At 38.9% G+C, this 17,920-nt stretch carries 16 protein-coding genes; 1 reads left to right on the top strand and 15 read right to left on the bottom strand.

Translation table 11 applies throughout. From position 1 onward, the window contains the following. Nucleotides 1-56: 56 nt before the first annotated feature. The 10 genes from N477_RS09110 to N477_RS09155 form a co-directional block, all read right to left on the bottom strand. The gene (locus N477_RS09110; protein ID WP_063363830.1) at nt 57-1,049 is read right to left on the bottom strand and encodes a lysozyme inhibitor LprI family protein; all 993 of its coding nucleotides are present in this window, start codon (nt 1,047-1,049) and stop codon (nt 57-59) included. A gap of 295 nt (nt 1,050-1,344) precedes the next feature. Next, on the bottom strand, nt 1,345-1,899 hold the full coding sequence (locus N477_RS09115) for a hypothetical protein (RefSeq protein ID WP_063363831.1): 555 nt from the start codon (nt 1,897-1,899) through the stop codon (nt 1,345-1,347). Between the two features lie 704 nt (nt 1,900-2,603). After that, nucleotides 2,604-3,641, bottom strand: coding sequence for a sel1 repeat family protein (locus N477_RS09120; protein WP_063363832.1), 1,038 nt, complete (start codon nt 3,639-3,641; stop codon nt 2,604-2,606). Nucleotides 3,642-4,386: 745 nt separating this feature from the next. Continuing rightward, nucleotides 4,387-4,617 (bottom strand): hypothetical protein, encoded by a 231-nt coding sequence (locus tag N477_RS09125; RefSeq protein ID WP_063363833.1) that lies wholly within the window; start codon nt 4,615-4,617, stop codon nt 4,387-4,389. A 389-nt stretch (nt 4,618-5,006) separates the two neighbouring features. Next, nucleotides 5,007-6,884 (bottom strand): DUF885 domain-containing protein, encoded by a 1,878-nt coding sequence (locus N477_RS09130; RefSeq protein WP_063363834.1) that lies wholly within the window; start codon nt 6,882-6,884, stop codon nt 5,007-5,009. Nucleotides 6,885-7,062: 178 nt separating this feature from the next. Continuing rightward, nucleotides 7,063-7,689 (bottom strand): LysE family translocator, encoded by a 627-nt coding sequence (locus N477_RS09135; protein WP_063363835.1) that lies wholly within the window; start codon nt 7,687-7,689, stop codon nt 7,063-7,065. A gap of 61 nt (nt 7,690-7,750) precedes the next feature. Then, nucleotides 7,751-8,134, bottom strand: a complete 384-nt coding sequence (locus N477_RS09140; protein ID WP_063363836.1) for an MmcQ/YjbR family DNA-binding protein — start codon at nt 8,132-8,134, stop codon at nt 7,751-7,753. A gap of 3 nt (nt 8,135-8,137) precedes the next feature. Continuing rightward, a complete protein-coding gene (locus N477_RS09145; RefSeq protein ID WP_063363837.1) occupies nt 8,138-8,566 on the bottom strand; it encodes a DUF3574 domain-containing protein in 429 nt (142 codons plus the stop codon). A 138-nt stretch (nt 8,567-8,704) separates the two neighbouring features. Beyond that, nucleotides 8,705-9,208 carry a peptide deformylase gene (def, locus tag N477_RS09150; protein ID WP_063363838.1) on the bottom strand — a complete coding sequence of 168 codons (504 nt, stop codon included), beginning with the start codon at nt 9,206-9,208 and terminating at the stop codon, nt 8,705-8,707. Between the two features lie 212 nt (nt 9,209-9,420). Then, nucleotides 9,421-10,437, bottom strand: a complete 1,017-nt coding sequence (locus N477_RS09155; RefSeq protein ID WP_231098162.1) for a D-cysteine desulfhydrase family protein — start codon at nt 10,435-10,437, stop codon at nt 9,421-9,423. 273 nt (nt 10,438-10,710) lie between these two features. Here N477_RS09155 and N477_RS09160 point away from each other — a divergent pair, with 273 nt between their 5' ends. After that, nucleotides 10,711-11,427 (top strand): hypothetical protein, encoded by a 717-nt coding sequence (locus N477_RS09160; protein WP_063363839.1) that lies wholly within the window; start codon nt 10,711-10,713, stop codon nt 11,425-11,427. Between the two features lie 109 nt (nt 11,428-11,536). Here N477_RS09160 and N477_RS09165 read toward each other — a convergent pair whose 3' ends face one another. The 5 genes from N477_RS09165 to N477_RS09185 all read right to left on the bottom strand — a co-directional run bounded on the left by N477_RS09165 (nt 11,537) and on the right by N477_RS09185 (nt 17,598). Continuing rightward, nucleotides 11,537-14,530 carry a hypothetical protein gene (locus tag N477_RS09165; protein WP_063363840.1) on the bottom strand — a complete coding sequence of 998 codons (2,994 nt, stop codon included), beginning with the start codon at nt 14,528-14,530 and terminating at the stop codon, nt 11,537-11,539. A 7-nt stretch (nt 14,531-14,537) separates the two neighbouring features. Then, a complete protein-coding gene (locus N477_RS09170) occupies nt 14,538-14,894 on the bottom strand; it encodes a hypothetical protein (RefSeq protein ID WP_063363841.1) in 357 nt (118 codons plus the stop codon). 190 nt (nt 14,895-15,084) lie between these two features. Beyond that, nucleotides 15,085-15,792, bottom strand: a complete 708-nt coding sequence (locus N477_RS09175; protein ID WP_063363842.1) for a hypothetical protein — start codon at nt 15,790-15,792, stop codon at nt 15,085-15,087. A 190-nt stretch (nt 15,793-15,982) separates the two neighbouring features. After that, nucleotides 15,983-16,780: a hypothetical protein gene (locus tag N477_RS09180; protein ID WP_063363843.1), complete on the bottom strand. Its 798-nt coding sequence runs from the start codon at nt 16,778-16,780 to the stop codon at nt 15,983-15,985. A gap of 8 nt (nt 16,781-16,788) precedes the next feature. After that, nucleotides 16,789-17,598: a hypothetical protein gene (locus N477_RS09185; protein WP_063363844.1), complete on the bottom strand. Its 810-nt coding sequence runs from the start codon at nt 17,596-17,598 to the stop codon at nt 16,789-16,791. Nucleotides 17,599-17,920 lie beyond the last annotated feature (322 nt).

The following is a 17,920-nucleotide window of genomic DNA, read 5'->3' on the forward strand; positions in this document are numbered from 1 at the left end:
TAATACATTTCAGAGTGTATATATGGCGTGCAGCTTTTCAAGTAAGAGAGTAATATTTAGTAGTTGTACCAATAGCCACAACGCTTCTTGCTCTCAAAACGAGAGTTTTTTCCCGTTTTTCTATCAAATTCATACAACGAAACTCGATTTTTTCCTGTCCAATCTTTATTTAAGTTTTTTCTGCGTAAACTAAACATATCAATTAAGTAAGATCCGTCATTAAATTGAACAAACTCACCTGAATTTAATGAACGAGTGTTTAAGTTCATATCAGCAGAAACATGCACTTTGAAAACGCCAGCTGACTTCGAAAAGTTCAGCTTTTTTTCATCGCTCAGTGTTTCCCAGTTGTCTTGGAACGTCTTTGAAATTGAATCAGGTAGCGTGTAACAGATTGAAGAAGGTTGAGCCACCTGAATCACAGGCTCTTTTTTGCCATCTATGGTCAACATCCCAGTATAGATGCGATAAAAGCCTGACTGGTAGCGGTTTATTCGCTGCGCTTCGACTGTTTCATATGGCACTCTATAGTTAATAAACTCATAATATTTTCTATCCATCTGTAGAGTTTTATCAGCGGTCACTTCAGTAAACTCAACGGGTTTAAACCTTGAGCCTGTTAAATTAGGTAAGCCGCACGCCTTGAGCTCTTCTCTCGGAGTGCGATTCAGTACTTTTAAAAATGCTTCGCATACGGTGTAACCTTGGCCTTTGGTGATCCTAAAGTTTGTTAACGGCGCTTTTTGGCCATTAATCTCCGAAATTCGTGCTTGATACACCTTTATTAAGCATTTTATAGTTTGGCATTTGTTACGTACCTGCTTTAGCCAGTTACGCTGTTTTACTAAATAGTTTTCTCTTTCAACACCATATAAAGGCGCACGCATATTGCGATATGCAATACTCATATCTTCGTCTAACTGGAGCAGCGCCTTATCACTACAAATGAGTTTTTCAACCTGTGAAGTCGCTGTGTTGCAATCCAGTTCCGCTGCCATACCTTGGCTGCTGAGCAATAATAACGCCAGCCCAGACATCAGTTTTTTCATTAGAGGTAAATCCTTGAGAGTATATCTATTATTTTAAAGTAGCTTGTATAAATGATAACACATTGAATTATATGAACTAGTCATCTTAAAGATTATCAATAAAAAGTGGTTCAATAGACCATATCAATCCATTTATGAGTGAAACTATGTGCTGTTTTATACGTAAAATAAATAGGATGGACTCACAATCTGAATAAACTCTAAGTGTGCTGGTCTAAGAGAAAATGTAAAAAGGAAAGTTATAGATTAAGATTTGTATCAAAAAGGAGTTACCTCCCTTTTGATACGGTAATTATCAAACGGTTGTCAAAGACACGACCACCATCAAAAAGACCAGTGCAGCAACTAAATATGAAATTATCCCTGCAGTCTTTTTGAAAAACTCCGGCACTTGAGGCCATATTTTTTCTTCAACAGTGGCATGCTTGTAATAGTCATGGCAAGCAATTTGTGCACATATAACATTAGGCACTACCCAAAAAATTACAGATGGAAATTGGAAGCCCAAAAGACCTTGGACTAAATAAAGCAGGCCGTTGAACATCCAAATACTCGCAATTATGAAACCAGCTTTCATCCACATTTTCTTGATAAGATAATAAAGCGGCCCAAAAAACAACACAAAGAAATTTAGCGAAACACTGATCCGCTCTGCGTTTGACAACCCCTTAAACTCAGGGGTTTTCATAATTGAAAACATAGATTGTGAATCAGCACCTAGTTTTTTGAGTAATTTAAAACGTTTTAACCACTTTTCTGACAATTTATATTGCTCAAACTCTGACGATGACTCTGGTGCTGCAGTCGTAGATTCCGGGTTTGTCGATTCTGTGTTTGTTGTTTCACTCATTAATTTCATCCCTTTAAAGTTAACTCTGAAATATTGAATTGCCAGCAGGCAAAAGAAGCACGACGCTCAAAGTTGAGTAATACACGCAATTCCATTTGCTTGTTTTAGATCTGACAGTAGTGATTTCGGCCCTGTGAAGTTCGCACGCCTTTGTAGACGCCTACTTCTATATGAAATCAAAGTTAAATGTACACAATTTAGCCATGATTTTATTAATAAATGTACGAAAATTATGATTTACTTGCATAATTAGATACTTTTCAAGCATTCGAATATAGCAATCTGTGCTTAATAAAAATGTTAAGTTTCTAGGCCTTAAGTAACATATCCAAAAATGCCACGCTTTATAATTACTTGTTTTTTCCATACGCTTGAAACGCCCATAAAGAAGTTTTTTTGACCCCTTGATAATAGAAACGTATCAAGGCTCTAGTTTTTAGCTACTATGACATTTATGAACTATTTTACGTGTATGTTGTTCTTCAAGCGCTTTAATTAATTCGACAAGTATTTCTGATGGTTTTGATTTTTAAATGATTTGATCTTTTTTGAGATTACCTTAAGCATGCTACCCCTATGCCAAATAACAGCAACATCAAGACCCAATTATTTCTTATCCACATTGTAATTTATCATCTAACTTAGAATATTGGCATTACCGACGTGAAATCAAAGGCTCTTATTACTTTAATTTTCACACCTCCCTATATTTTCAGCTTTTGCTTTGGCCAACTATTCCAATATGGTTGGCAAGTAGTAGGCTCTCCCAGCTCCTCAATTTCCCCAAAAGAATATTCAGCGTACTCATACCCAAACGTTTCAGACTTATGGAGCCAGCTTATTCCAACTTCTTTTTCACCAGTACAAGCATAAAAATCCCCTACCCAAGCAGCAGCTTCAGGATGTTTATTTTCTGCGGCCCATAAATAATATTTAAAAGTGTCACTAGAGTTCTTTTTTTCTAAAATTATTCCTATTTGATAACTTGACTCAGAACTATTGTGCATTTTCATAGCTTGCTGTAATAAAAAAACACTTTTGTCAGTATCTTTTTTTATTTTTAAATGTTCCACTCCTAGTTTTAATGATTTATGTCTGTAATGATAATACCATCCTAGAGAGAAAACACTTGCTAAATCTAATAATTGCTGCTCACTTAATTTTTTATGTTCTTGATAGAGTGAGTCAACATTGAGAGTAAAATCTTCCTTACTTGGAGTTTTATTAAGTTTATTTAATAATTCTTTTGCATCTAAAAAATTTTGATCACTTAGTTTTTTAGCAAAATAAATTGCTTTTTCTTTCTCGGCTTCGCTTTTAGCTGTAGTTGCAGTCGAGACTGCATAAGCACTAGCGATTGAATACATAGCATAGGAATAGCCACTATCGGCTGATTTATTCACCCAGTATTTTGATTCTTCTCTCACTTCTAAACTCGATATTTCATCGTAGGCGATATCTAATACGAACTGGCCCCATATGAACATAGCTTGAGGGTCTTCGTTATCAACTTGTGACTTTAAATAAATAGCTTCAGGTGATGGATTGTCTTTGCTTCCAAACTTATGGGTAAAGTGTGTACCAAACAATAATGCCATATCCATTTTACCTTCTTCAAAAGTAAAACAAGTATCAAGAATCATTTTGACATCAGTGCCTTTCAAACTTTTTAAACAGTCACTTTCGGCATAAGCATCAACCGGAAAAAGCCATAGTGAAAAAATAGCAAGGTATTTATACATTAATAATCCGTAAGGGTAAGGGAAGCTAATATCACAACATTACAATTCAAATAGGAAACCTTATAACTTAGTCGCACTATCCCTATATGAATTCTTTAACATTATATTGCCAATTCATGAAGGCAATAAGCAGCAATTGTACAACATTAAACCTCAAAAAAAGAACCCCATCATTATAATAAAGTCTAATATATATTAATATTTTCTTTTCCTGCTAATTTTTTGGGTTTTATGAAATAAAAGACTCGCTTGCCTATGCAAAATCAACTTAATTCTTTCCATTCATATACCATCGTTGCAATGCTTGAAAGTCATATAATGTCTCGCTCTTTGAATCAAAGATTTAAGGTGTTCAATAATTTATCAAGCCGTGACTATCGGTTCGTCTTTAATAGCCGTTAACCCATTACATATTTTTCATACGTAGTTAAGATCGCCTGCTAATAATATGCTTTGAGCAATTGGGACTAAATACACAAAAAACCTCAGCTTTTGCTGAGGTTATCTTGTTATCTAAGACAGGATTGTTACTACTCACCTAAATCAACAACAACTACTTTTCGAATACACCTTGCTGCCTTAATCACAAAAGCGTTAAATAAGCCGCTTTTGTGTCGATGCTAGTACTGAGCTGCACTTTTGTACTAAAGCCTTAATTGTTTTAGTGATGGTTCGTTTACACCGTCAAGTTCAAGTGAAGTCAACGACTTTGATCCTTTTGACGCAACACAGCCCACAAACAGATCTAGTTATAATTACGACTAACTACGGTGCAAGTATAAAGCCAAGGGGCTGAGACACTCACGTTTTTACAACTATGCACCCAAGAATTTGGGTGAGCTGCTCGTGCCCGATCTGCAGCATCATCAACCCCTCTTGCGTACCCTATCCAAGTAGAAGTCCCAGCGAACACATTGGCTGAAAATAATACAGCAAGACTAGTTAATGTAACTTTAGATAAAACGGTTTTTTTCATGGTCATTCCTTTATTTAATGTATTGAACTCAAATTAATTGCTCTTAATGAACATTCACTCAAACCTAGAGTGAAGCTCAATCATAGCAACCAAAAATAATAAGTCCAACATTTTTACTTATTATCGAGGTTAATAAAGAAACCATCGAAACCACCACCAAAAACTTAAGAAACTGATTTATAACAAAAAAAAGGTATAGATTTATCTAAAACTCATAGCAGTAATGAAGCAACCAATCTAAAATATTTAACTTTCAGTACAGATCGCACGTAATCGGCTATAGCTTTAAATCAGCGACTCTGAACATTTTTGGTACTAATTACCCTAATAAAAAATGCACAGGCCGAAAAGCATGTGCATTTATTACTTTCAAAGTAGGTTATAATTATTTATGAGCGCTTTTGTTCTTCAATCCAAGTATTCACTCGTCTTTCAAGTATCGATAATGGCATAGCACCGCCACCTAAAATTGTGTCATGGAAGCCTCTTATATCAAATTTTGCACCAAGTTCATCTTTTGCATGCTGTCTCAGTTCAAGAATTTTTATCATACCCACTTTGTATGAGGTAGCCTGTCCTGGCAAAATCATATATCGGCGAATTTCTGAACGCGCAGCGGTCTCGTTGATTGGCACATTATTCATAAAGTAAGAAATAGACTGCTCTTCAGACCAACCTTCTGCATGAATACCTGTATCAACAACTAGTCTCACAGCACGCCACATTTCATTCGATAAACGACCGAAATCACTGTAAGGGTCTTTATAGGCACCCATTTCTTTCGCTAGCAGTTCAGAATACAGTCCCCATCCTTCAGAGTATGCTGTAAATTGTGCTTTAGTTCTAAACTCCGGGATCCCTTCTAGCTCTTGCGCGATAGACAATTGCATATGGTGACCTGGATTACCCTCATGATAAGCTATCGACTCCATTGTATTTTTAGGCATCGATGTCATATCAATCAAATGGGCATAGTAAACGCCGGGACGAGAACCATCTTTGGTGCCAGGCATATAGTGCTGCGCCGCCCCCGGTTGCTCGCGAAATGCTTCAACTCGCTTAACCACGAGCTTTGATTTAGGTAAGATCCCAAAATAGTCTGGTAGTTTTTTGTTAAGCTCATCTAAATAGGCAATAGAATCATCAATGTACCCTTGCCTGCCTTCATCGTTGTTCTCATAGAAAAACTGAGGGTCACTGCGGAAAAATTCAAAAAACTCCTGTAAAGAGCCTTCAAAGCCAACTTGATCAATAATTTGCATCATTTCGCCTTTAATGCGGGATACTTCATCAAGTCCAATCTTATGAATTTCATCTGCTGTTAAATTGGTTGAGGTTTGATCTGCTAGCCTGTAATTATAAAAAGCCTTGCCATTTGGAAGGCCGCCAACACCATAGCCATCTTGTTGTTTCAAGTTGGCCATATCTTTCTCAAACCAATTTATAAGCGTTGTATAAGATGTTTTAAATTCACCTTGCAACGCAGCTTTCGTTTGCGCAAGCAACGCATCGCCTTGTGTTTGATTAATCGTTTTATCATCAATCAACTTTTGTAGTTTGCGTTTGGCATCTGACCAAAGGGGCGAATCTTTATCACTCTCAATAAATGGGGCACCATTGATGATACTTTTAGATTGGCCAATTACCCCCTCATAAGTAAATTTAGGTGGCCTAATGCCTTTTTTCGCTCTAGATTGAGCCTGACCAAGCAGCTCAATAATTGCGTCAGATCCTTTAACTAGACGAGTGTTGTACGCATGCATGTCTTCAATCGTGTCTACTTTATGGTAATTAATCATAAACTGGACGAAAAATGACTGAATACCGAACATATGATTAAACACATATTCATTTTCAAAAAACTTTGCTTGCTGTTTTTCTTGCTCATACTCATAAAGCCAAAGATCATAAGAAATCTTAGCTTCGGCATCTAATTTACTGTAATCAAATTGTGATCTTAATTCAGCAACGGTGCCTGCCAACCAAGCTAGTTTGCGCTTTGCAGCTTGCTCTGACACATCATCGATTTGGTCATATTTATCTTTTCGACCATAAATCGTCATCATGATTGGGCTCATTTGCATTTCTTGTTCGTACTTTTCTGCAAACCAAGCGTTTAATTTTTGTGTCTCTGCCTCAATCGCACTCTGACTCTGACTCTGTAGTTGTACTGTAGCATTGACTGAGTTAGTACCGGTGCTAGCCTTATTTGCTTGACATCCAGCTAATACTGCCACAACAGAAATTGCAATAATGGATTTGTACACTGTAGGTCTCTCCTTTGAATTTTTTAGCTACAGTAAATAAAAACTACATTAAATCCAATCTATTAGATAAATTTAAATGTAACTAAAAGTGAATTAAGTTACAAAAATGACCCATGTCATTTGTCATCAAATAGTCAATTAACTTTGTCATTTTATCGAACAGAGCTGATATAAGAAGTTATCGCTGCTTCATCAAAGCGACTGCAAGGCCAGAGCTGACAAAGGTAAGGCCCGCCGAAATATTTAATCCCTGTAACACGTTGGGGCTATTTATCAAAAATTTCTTTAGCTGCGTCGAAAAAATGCCCATTGTTCCAAAACCAAGCGTAGTCAGTAACGCAAACCAAGCACCATAAACCATCATTTGAATAGAAACACTGCCTAAGCTTGGATCTATAAATTGCGGTACAAACGCAAGTACAAAAATCCCCGGCTTTGGGTTTAATGCAGCGGAGAAAAAGCCAGTAGCAAAAATGGTTTTATATGATTTCGCCTCGACAGATTCGATAGTAATCAAATTGCGATTAAGAAGCACTTTAACGCCCAACCAGACTAAATAGCTGGCGCCGATAAATTTGACGATGTAAAAAGCAATATTTGATGTCTGGATTAATAACGTCAACCCAGCAGTCGCTGCAAATACATGAAATAAAATGCCCACTCCAGAAGCACTGGCAGAAATACAGGCTGCTAATCGCCCTTGGCTTATCCCTCTCGCGATTGCCAAAATGTTATCTGGCCCGGGAGAAATAACGAGTAAAAGACATGCTGCGGTATATGCAGTGAATACATCGAAAGGAAACATAAACCCATCCTTGTTATTAATTTAGGTAAGAGGGCTTATTGTATTAAAAGTTCAAATATAATTATGACAAATGCAGTAATATTGCCTGACGCTCACTTTTACGCATCTTTTTGACAACTAACAAGAATGAGTTATCGATCATACGTTCTATCTCTCCTTTAGGCACAGTGCCATCAAGAATTACCGTATTCCAATGTTGTTTATTCATATGGTAGCCGGGAATAACAGCATCAAATATATCACGTAGTGCATGGGCTTCATCTGGATCACACTTTAAATTTAACCACCAATGCCCACCTTGCGATTGACGCATTTTTTCTGGCGCGAGCGTTGCAAACATTTTATCTTTTACCTTATATACATCAACGCCCTCACCAAACGGTTGACTGACACTACTAAAAGGCTTTGCTAAAAGATATTCAGTAATTGTTTTAATACAACTCATCGCCTACTCCTTTCCTACAAAACTAACTTGTGTAATATCAAGCAGAGCAATAAGTACAGAGTCTTGATTAAATAGCTGACTATAGTGTTTTGCCAGTACGTTAGCCGCAGCAATATCTTCAGCAGAGGCGTTATAAACAGTCACTACTTTTGAGTGTTCTTTCTTACCTTTGTAATAACCTACTGCATCTACAACACTAAAACCTGCAAATGTGGTTGCTAACTGAGTTGACTCAAAATGCTGCCATTGACTTGCCGTGATATTCCCTCCAGTTGGAATAGATAATCCAAAATACATTTTTAGCCCTTCACTGTGCGCTTTCACTTTAGCAGTTACTATTTCTGCGGGACTTTGTTGTTTTACCTCGCCAGTACTGGCGCAACCAGACAGCAATAAGATCGTAAGGCAAAAGCTCAAGCTAAGCGTTCGCATATTCATTCCTTAAGAGTTATATGGTTTTAGATGTGGAGCAATGATAAACCATACAAGATGGTGAAAAGGCACTCAAGTATAATTTAGAATGGAGGGGCTTAATGAAGCAGCATGACAGTGCTGCTTCGAAATAAATGCTTAAGCGTAATGCTTTAAATATTTTTTAACCTTTTTCATCGCCATCTTTTGTTTTAGCGGTGAAAGGTAGTCAATAAACAAGTTACCGTGAAGATGGTCAATTTCATGTTGCATAACAATGGCTAAAAACTCATCACTCTCAACTTCAACTGGGTTACCCTTCCTATCTTGTGCCGTAACCTTTACAGAAGTAAAGCGCTCAACTTCAGCGTAGTAATCAGGCACAGATAAGCACCCTTCCTGACCCTTTTCTTTGTTTTTACCTTCAGTAATTTCAGGGTTGACCAAAATAAGAGGGTCATTTCTCTCATCTGAAATATCAATAATGACAACCGCTTCTTCTCTGCCCACTTGCGTTGCAGCCAGACCTATACCGTCTCTTGTTGCGTACATGGTTTCCAACATGTCATCTATCAGGGTCTGAATAGACTCAAAATCAGTTACTTTTTTTGCTTTTGTTTTTAATCTTGGATCGGGGGCGGTTAAAATTTCTAGGACTGCCATATTTTACTTGCTTTCCATAATTCATATTGAAAAATTTAAATGATTTTAAGTCATTTTATATGTAAGGGTTAGAGTTGCTAAAAAAGCGTACGCAACCAAGTTGGTGGATCAAACCAACTTTCGCAAAGTTAAAGGAATCATTCTACAAATGCAATCTAAGCGTAAAGTGTCGAGTTTGAACGATTTTAAGCAGTGTATCGCTTACTATACGACTATAATATTGTCCTACTGTAAGCGAACAAAGAAGGCGCGCCACCTGTGTGCCAAAACAGTACCTGTTTATCATTTGGAAGCTCTCGTTTTTGAATTTTATCTACCATAGCTGCAAACGCCCTTCCTGTATAAACTGGATCGAGTAAAATCCCCTCTGATTTAGCCAATAGTTGGATCGCTTCTTTTTCTTGTTCCGTCAAAACACCATAGCCTGTCTCTAAGTAACCTTTATCAAGCACTACATCATCAACTCGATAACTTTGCGCTAAATTTAAAAATGAGCACGTTGAATTTGCAAGCGCTAGTACTTGCTGTTGAAAACTATTCGCTTCGTTTTCAGCTTTATCAATCTGTATGCCTGTAAGCTCATATTTATGTCTCAATAAAGACTTGGCTATCATCAGACCGGCATGTGTGCCACCCGAGCTTGAGGCAAAAAAGATATGGCTTAAATTATCAACACCTATTTGTGTCGAGAGCTCAAAACCTGCTTCTATAAACCCACATGCCCCTAACTCATTCGATCCACCGTATGGGATCACATACGGTGAGTGCCCCGAGGCTTTCAAGGTACCGACGAGATTAGGAATGTCTTCTCCTTTTCGATTTTCTTTGGTGAAGTGAATATGTGCATCAAACAACTCATCAAGTAATAAATTACCATTGAAATTGCCAGGTTTTTCTCCTCCCAATAAAAGGTGACAATCTAACCCCAGTTTCGCAGCAGCTGCGGCTGTTTGCCTGCAATGATTGGACTGTTGAGCGCCTGCCGTTATTACCGTATCACAGCCTTTTTTAATCGCATCTCCGAGTATGTACTCAAGCTTTCTTGTCTTATTTCCGCCAAGCGCAAGGCCAGTCAGATCGTCCCGCTTCATTAATATATCAGGACCACCTAAAATTCGAGTAAGATTTTCTAGTTTAATCACTGGTGTTGGCAGATAGCCTAGTTTGGCTTTTGGTAAGTGTTGCAAGGTTGAGCATTTTTGCATGATGAAGTTAGCTTTACAGTTCATTAAAACACTCTTTTTAACATGGTGTATAATTAGTATGCAACACTTCAAAATATGTGTTTATACTAGAACAGTAAGTTTTATTTATATTAATGATACAACTTAAACTAAATAGTGATTTATAAAAGCATTGTAAAATGGATTACGCCAAAAAAGTCTAAAACTCGTTTTGGAGAATAGTAGATATTTGTACATATTAAAAATTAATAACTAAAGAGCTTAGTGTAACTGTCGATATGTAAACCAATAACAAGTCTTCTGTATAAGGATTATGTAATGAAGATAGCGAACCAAAGTAATTTTCCGCCACCAGCCCCAAATAGCGCATCAAACAAAAATCCTTCATCCATAGATGCTAAACCCATTACTGATGAAGTAAAGACGCTAGCAGCGGCACACGTTCAAAATACATCTCATGACGACCAACATATAATCAATGACCCAAATGTTGGTGAAATGACGCTTGAATCCCATACCTATGACCCTGAACGACTCAACAAAGTCTCCCAGACGTTGTATTTTGGTGGTGTAGCAGACCTATTTAGAGGTATGCAAACACACTACCAATCATTTATGAACGAGTTAAAAAACACAGATCCAAAACTCGCCGAGTCAACAGGCTGGGGATTTTCGATTGATGAAAAAGGGGAATTTGTCGTCAGTGGTGCAATCAGTCACGAGAATAAAAGCTACCTAGAAGAAAAACTAAATGAAAATGAAGACCTACTTGAACTTGCAAAGCAAGTCCCTGCCCTATTCATGCAAGGTTTAGCGTACGACAGAGGCGCTGATGGCAAAGGTCAAGCTTGGGGTAGATTTGATGTCAATGCAGAAAACTTTAAGGACATCATAGATTTTAAAGAAGTATTTGATGAATCTTACAGTTCAATGGGAGACATTAGCTTTTTCAAAGGCAACTTTGATGTTTTAAAATACGCGCAAAATGTGGGTGATCAGCTGCATAATAAAGCTGAAGCCAAATTTGGTTATTAACTTGATATAAAACCGTTAGACCGCGCTAATAAAAAAGAAGCCTCATTTTGAGGCTTCTTGAATTGTTTTATTTAATGTCAAAGTAAAACAGTTTGAAGCTCTTGATGTATTATTTTTCAAGAGTCGATTCGGCTACTGGGCTGCCTAGTAAATCAGTATGAATGAAAATCACGTTTTTGATTTTCACTCTATCCTCAACCACATTACTCCATTTTGTGCAGTCTACCTGACTGGTAAAACACGCACTGACGCGATAGTAAAACTTACCTTTATCAGCTTCAGGAATAACGAACTGTGGCACCTTAACATTACCCACATCTGTCCATGCAAACTGTTCTGCGCTTGAGCAGTTTTCGCTGCAAGTTGCTTTTTGCACTTTATAGAGTGTGGCACCCAAAATACTATTCCAGTTCAGGACATGTGAATCGATGCTAAGCGCTGGCGGTCTTGATGATACAACGATTGAGAGTGTGCGTGTCTCACTACAACCATCTTGGTTACAAGCTTGCAGTGACAAACGGTGTACACCCGTTTTATCAAACGTTATTTGATGGGATGTTGCTGTACTTTGTGATAGCAAAGGCTCAAAATAACCAGGTTGCCAGCTTGGCTCATTTAAACCCAAATGGTAGCTGACAGGTAGTCCATAGCTTGGGTTCATTTTCCAATTTAACGTCACAACATCGTTAGTAAAGACCTCAGTTTTATTGCTGCTGAATTCAAGAGGCATAGGTGGACGTCCAACAACTTCAATACTAGTGGTAGAAGAAGGACTACAATTACTAAATGAATCACAAGCAATGATCCTAAAGGTTTGTGTGCCAAGCTTTTGTATCCCCGTTTCTCCTTCGCGTTTAACGCTCAGATCTTCCAGCCCACTCCATTTTAGGAATTCACCTTCACCGGGTTTTGTGACAAATATAGCATAGAGTAAATGTTCATTATAAAATGCGCCATGAGGACCTTTTGGTCTCTCCCAGGACAATTTAATCGCTTCGCCAGGTAAAATGCGGCTCTTATCCGCTTTAAAATTAGTGATCGCGCCTATCCCATCATGTCCAGATACATCTCTGCCAACAAGAATCACTTCATTCGAATAACCATAGCCATCTTGGCAACGCGTATAACGACATGCTTTCACCCTATATGTGAATCGTGTTGAATTGGTGAGTTCATAGCTTGGGATCAACACTTTGTTTTTAGTATATAAATGATTGCCTTGCCAATGTATAGACTCATCGACTGTTCTTGGGTTAATCCTTCTCCAAGTGGAACCAGAGTCTTCACTTTGCTCAACAATATACCCATAAGCGCCTAAGGTTTTTGTCCAGCTCAGATAAACCTGCTTTTGCGCCTGATTTGGCTGCGCTAACACGGACTCAACACCGCGTAAAATAACGGTATAGCCACGCACATAGCCATCATCTGCGCAATTTGCAAAGCCCTTACAATTTACCCTAAATTCATAACGCCCAGTCGCAAATGCGGTATGACTGCTGCCACCTTGGCTCATAAAGCGAGAACCTACACCACAGTAATATGTTCGCCACCGCTCTTTACCATACGGTGTGTATTCTACTTTGTAGTGGAACTCACCCGCACTTGGCGCAGGGCACTGACCCGTCACTGGGTGCATTAAGTTAGGCTGATCTTTAAGACCCGTTTTTGCAAAATCCGTCCATTCAGTTTTGAGCTCACCAATATAATTAGAAATGTAAATTGAAAAAGAAGGATCATACTGGCCAAGGCCACCATTTTCATAAAGTTGCGCATTATCTAATTGAAAACGCGCGTTTGACCCCAGTAACCTGACATAAAACTTCACATTTTTAATTACATGCTTACTCGAATTTAAATAAAGCTGCTGATCAAACTCAATGATTTCAGATGCATCCACTTCCCATTCATCTCTGACAGTTTTAACTGTTAAGCGACGTCCGTCGACGGAGTTTGGCGCACGAGAAATGATCATCTGTTGCCCCTCTAATCGATGCGCATTAATTGACCCATTGGGATTACGACCAGCATAATAGTAAGCTACAGGATAAATACTGAGGCTCGAATCTGGGTCAAGATGATCAACGCGAATAAGGCCGCGTGCTGTCATCCCGTTTAAACCATACCTTGGATTATACTTATCCCAGGTAGAGTATTTATGCTCCCACTCTATGTAACCCCAATTGCTCAGTGACGCGCGTAAGCTTCTGTTTGCATCAATTGGGCGAGATGCACTGACCACCAACTCATCGGCATTGTTTGGATAAAACTGCACTTTACCCGACTCAAACGTTGGGTCTTCAATTAATGGATTCAGCAGTTGCTCATAAAAACGATTTGATTCTTGATAAGTACCACAGCGATACATGTTGCAGTTTTTGATTCGGTACTTGAAGTTACCTGGATCAAACTTAGCAGATGTAGACTGCGATACCGCCATACGGGCAAAGGCTTGCATCCCCATACTACGCGCATTGGCCATGCGTAAAGAGTTAATGGTGGTCTTTGGCAACACAACATCAGGGCTGGTACTAATGAAGCCGGTGAAGTTTTTGCCATGATAAAGCCTGACCTCCTTCCCTTCAGGGATCATATGCTCCCATGTATTACCATTGTCTATTGACTGCTCAATGATGTAGCCTTCGGTTGCTTTTTCTTCCCAGTATACATTTACGTTTTGTTTTTTATCGTTGTACGCTAAGTTCACAAAACTTGGTTCGAGCACCACATCCGTTTTTTTGTAAATATAGCCAGAGCTTGGACACCCAGCGTAACCTTGGCACTTCAAACGAAAACTATACACTCCACTTACCCGCTTTTCATCGCTCATGTAATGCAGGTTTTTACCTGTATATACAGTTTTCCAGCTGCGTGTTGCACTATCCCAAAGCTCTAGCTCATACGGGGCTTGAGATTGTTTAAAATCAGGCCAGCTCATAAAAAACTCGCCATTGAAACTCGGACCGCCATCATCAATAGCCAAGGAATAATCGTTTTCGTGATCGGCAACTATGTAGTAGCTGTTTGCTGCTGCCATATCTGGCGATGCCAACGCAACATTGCAACACAGTGCTATAACACTTGCCGCGTATTTTAACATTCGCATGTTTACCCTATCCTTGTTTAACCTTAATACCCGTCATTGATTCCACGGTGGGATAATCACGACAATCCATGGTGCCAATAAATTCGACAGGTAACTTATTGGTCGCAGCATTGAGTACGCTCAAATACAGATTTTGACCTGCTAATGTATTGGTATTAAACGCATACTTGTTTCCAGATTCATTCCCGCCACATGCTGGTCGACCATATTTATACCCATAAAAGCTGACAATCACAAAACTACGCTCTACTTGTATGTCTTTAATAAAATAATGTGTTGCATTCGTGGCCCAGCTCAGTGGTGCAAACAAGGTGCAGATTAATATGGCAACCGCCATTAGGTTCAATTTACCAGTCGCAATCATTGCAAATGGCTCCTTTTTATATTTGTTTTATTTGTAAGTTGGGGTTTAGGTTCAAAATACGCAGGTTCTGTAATGACCATCTCGATTTAAGCGGAATACCAATCACTAAAACCCTCTTTATCTATTCGCCAAGATTAAACTTTGTGTTTTTGATATTCGAAAATGAATTACAATCTGCGTTACAATGCGCTCAATACACACACACCTTAGAGGTGACTTCGGTGCACAAAGTCATATGAAGCATCCTACTAGAAGATAAATATACGCAGTATCGATTTCGATAATCATAATAACTGCTGGTACTGCCATCTTTGAGCAATACATACCTTGTTATTTTTTTGGTATTTGGGTCATAAAAACTATCGATACTTTGGATGCCGCTTGGGATGTAAGCCTTCGACCCGTGTGCTAATTTCGATATTATGTCATCCTTAACATATGCATAATCTTCCCACGTCATGTCTCGAGAACCTCGTGTCGTATAATGTGTTTCACATCGATCCTCCCCACCATATTTGAGTAGCCCTGCAAATCTCACCGTTTTAGTACTGCCTTTGCTCATGCCGTCGGCTTTCACTAAGACAGATTTAGCTTGTTCATAGCCTGAGCCAGCGATACACCCCTTGGTTGAGGTCACCTCAATTTGTGCACCTGTATTTAATGCGGTTACTAAACTTGAGTAGGTTGCTCTGCCAGAGTGGGTGGTCAAATCCACTGCCCAGTGGCTTTTTTTATCGGCACTGACGCAGCTTAAGCTGCTATCTGGCTTTGCAGCGTGTGTTTTAAACACGGCTAAATTACCATCAATCATCAACTCTGACAGTGTTGTTGATGCAGTGGCGAATCCGCAAAAAACGGCGGCATTTAGGCAAGCCAAAAAGCGTATTTTGTTGTTCATTATTTTCCGTATAACCTTGTTATATATTTATTTTTAAGCCAAAAGCTGGTTTTAAAATATACAGCCTCTGTGTACTATATTTTTAAATTCTCGGAGTGTTATAAAGCCCGTAGCAAATAGAGTCGTACAATTACGATTGGTCTTAGTTGTTGAATAACTATGGGTGTAGTTCGATTGCATTGACTAATGCCTAAATAACACATGAGACAGCAATACTACGACCATTACATGGTTCAAGGCTCAATTTTTGGCCCTTGTCCCAAACAACACCACCGTAGCCACCAGAGCCGCCGTTGTGGCAACCTGTATCACCTTGTAAGGTTGTACTTGTTGGTCGGATCGAGGCCATGTTGTCATCTTTCATCAACACACTGTGATCATAAAGCTGACTCCGAGAGTTATAAGTACTACTGACACTTTGAATAGCCCCTATTACCCATGTATTTCTATATGCAAAAGAATGGCCTTTGTTTAGGAGCGCATCAATCTCTTTTTTCAGTACTTTATAATCTTCCCAGCGCAGTGCGCGGGACCCCTTGGTTGCTGGTGTTGTTTCACAAAACATATCTAGAATATGCGGCGAGACGCCTTGCGTTACTTTAGCAAAACCCACAAAACGTACTGATTGACCGTTGCTGGCGCCCATTTTGTTGGCTTTAACATTGAGGGCAGCGACCTGTTCATAGCCAGAACCCGCTAAACAAGCATTATTTGAACTGACTTCAATATCTGCGCCTGTACTTAATGCTGTGACTAAACTTGAATACATGGCGCGCCCAGAGTGCGTTTTTAAATCGACAGCCCACTGCGCTTTTTTATCCGCAGCAACACATTCAGGAGAAGTATGTGTTTTGGCAGCCACGGTTGTAAACACGGCAATGTCCCCTTGCACCATCAGTTCCTCTAAAGGGGAGGCGCTTGCAGCAAAGGATGAAATAGACGTAATAACTGTCAACACAGAAAGTGTTTTTAATGGTGTTTTAAGCATTTTTGGTCCTAGATTACACAAACGACTTGGAAAAGGTTCTCTGCAGCAGAGCATTTTTTCATAGAAAGATCCTCACCCCCATCATAAATCACAGTGCCATAACCATCAGATGCACTACAGCCCAGATAGTAGTTTAATGGATATCGTGAAGGTTGAGAAAATACATTGGGATATACAAATGAGCCATCTTTTAACATGACATCATGGCGATAAAACTTGGTTTGCGGGTCGTATTGGCTGGAGGCACTTTGCACTGCTTGTGAAACCCACGCTGTTTGTTGGATATAGTTAGAGGAGACGTTTTCCAAGGCAGCATCAATTTCATCCTTCAATTCAAGGTAATCTTCCCATCGCAACGATCTTGAACCCATTGTATGAGGTGTTGTTTTACAAATTTTATCTAACTCAAATGGATGCTTACCTGTAGAGCGTTTGGCAAACCCCACAAAACGAACTGATTTACCACCACTTGACGCATTGTTGGTTTTAATTTTAACGGATTTGACCTCTTCATACCCAGATGTGCCCAAGCATGCATTTTGAGGGATCACCTCTACATGTGCTTTGGTACTCATGGCAGTCACTAAGCTTGAGTACGCAGCTCGACCACTATGGGAATTTAAATCGACCGCCCAATAGCCCTTTTTATCCTCATTTACGCAATTAGGTTCAGCATGTGATTTAGCAGTATGGGTTTTAAATACGGCCAGGTCGCCTTCTACCATTAATTCATCTAACTGCGAAAACGCATTTACATGGCTTGAAAGCAATAACAGCGAGCTTCCAAGACAGGTTGCTATGGCAGCATTATTGTTCATGTTATTTCCTATTCATAAGAGAGAATAACGCTTAAGTACGTTATTGATTTGGAGGATTTTAGCGTTGAAAACAACAGCTATATTTCGTTAAATAGCATTATAGTATCGTATTAGGTACAACTCTACGCATTAATGAAATTAAAAGATAAAAATAGGGTTTTTGGGACTTAACAAACAACAAGACAAGACATTGATTTACATTAATATATTAAATTGCATGAATACTAACCCCGCACTGTTTATATATTGTTTTTCAGGATAAATCATATTCAGGATATAAAGGTACTTTTCAGCTCCTCCAAAAGATTGAACATAACCACTT

Origin of the sequence: Pseudoalteromonas luteoviolacea H33-S, assembly GCF_001625695.1 — a bacterium.
In the GTDB taxonomy this organism is placed as follows: domain Bacteria; phylum Pseudomonadota; class Gammaproteobacteria; order Enterobacterales; family Alteromonadaceae; genus Pseudoalteromonas; species Pseudoalteromonas luteoviolacea_B.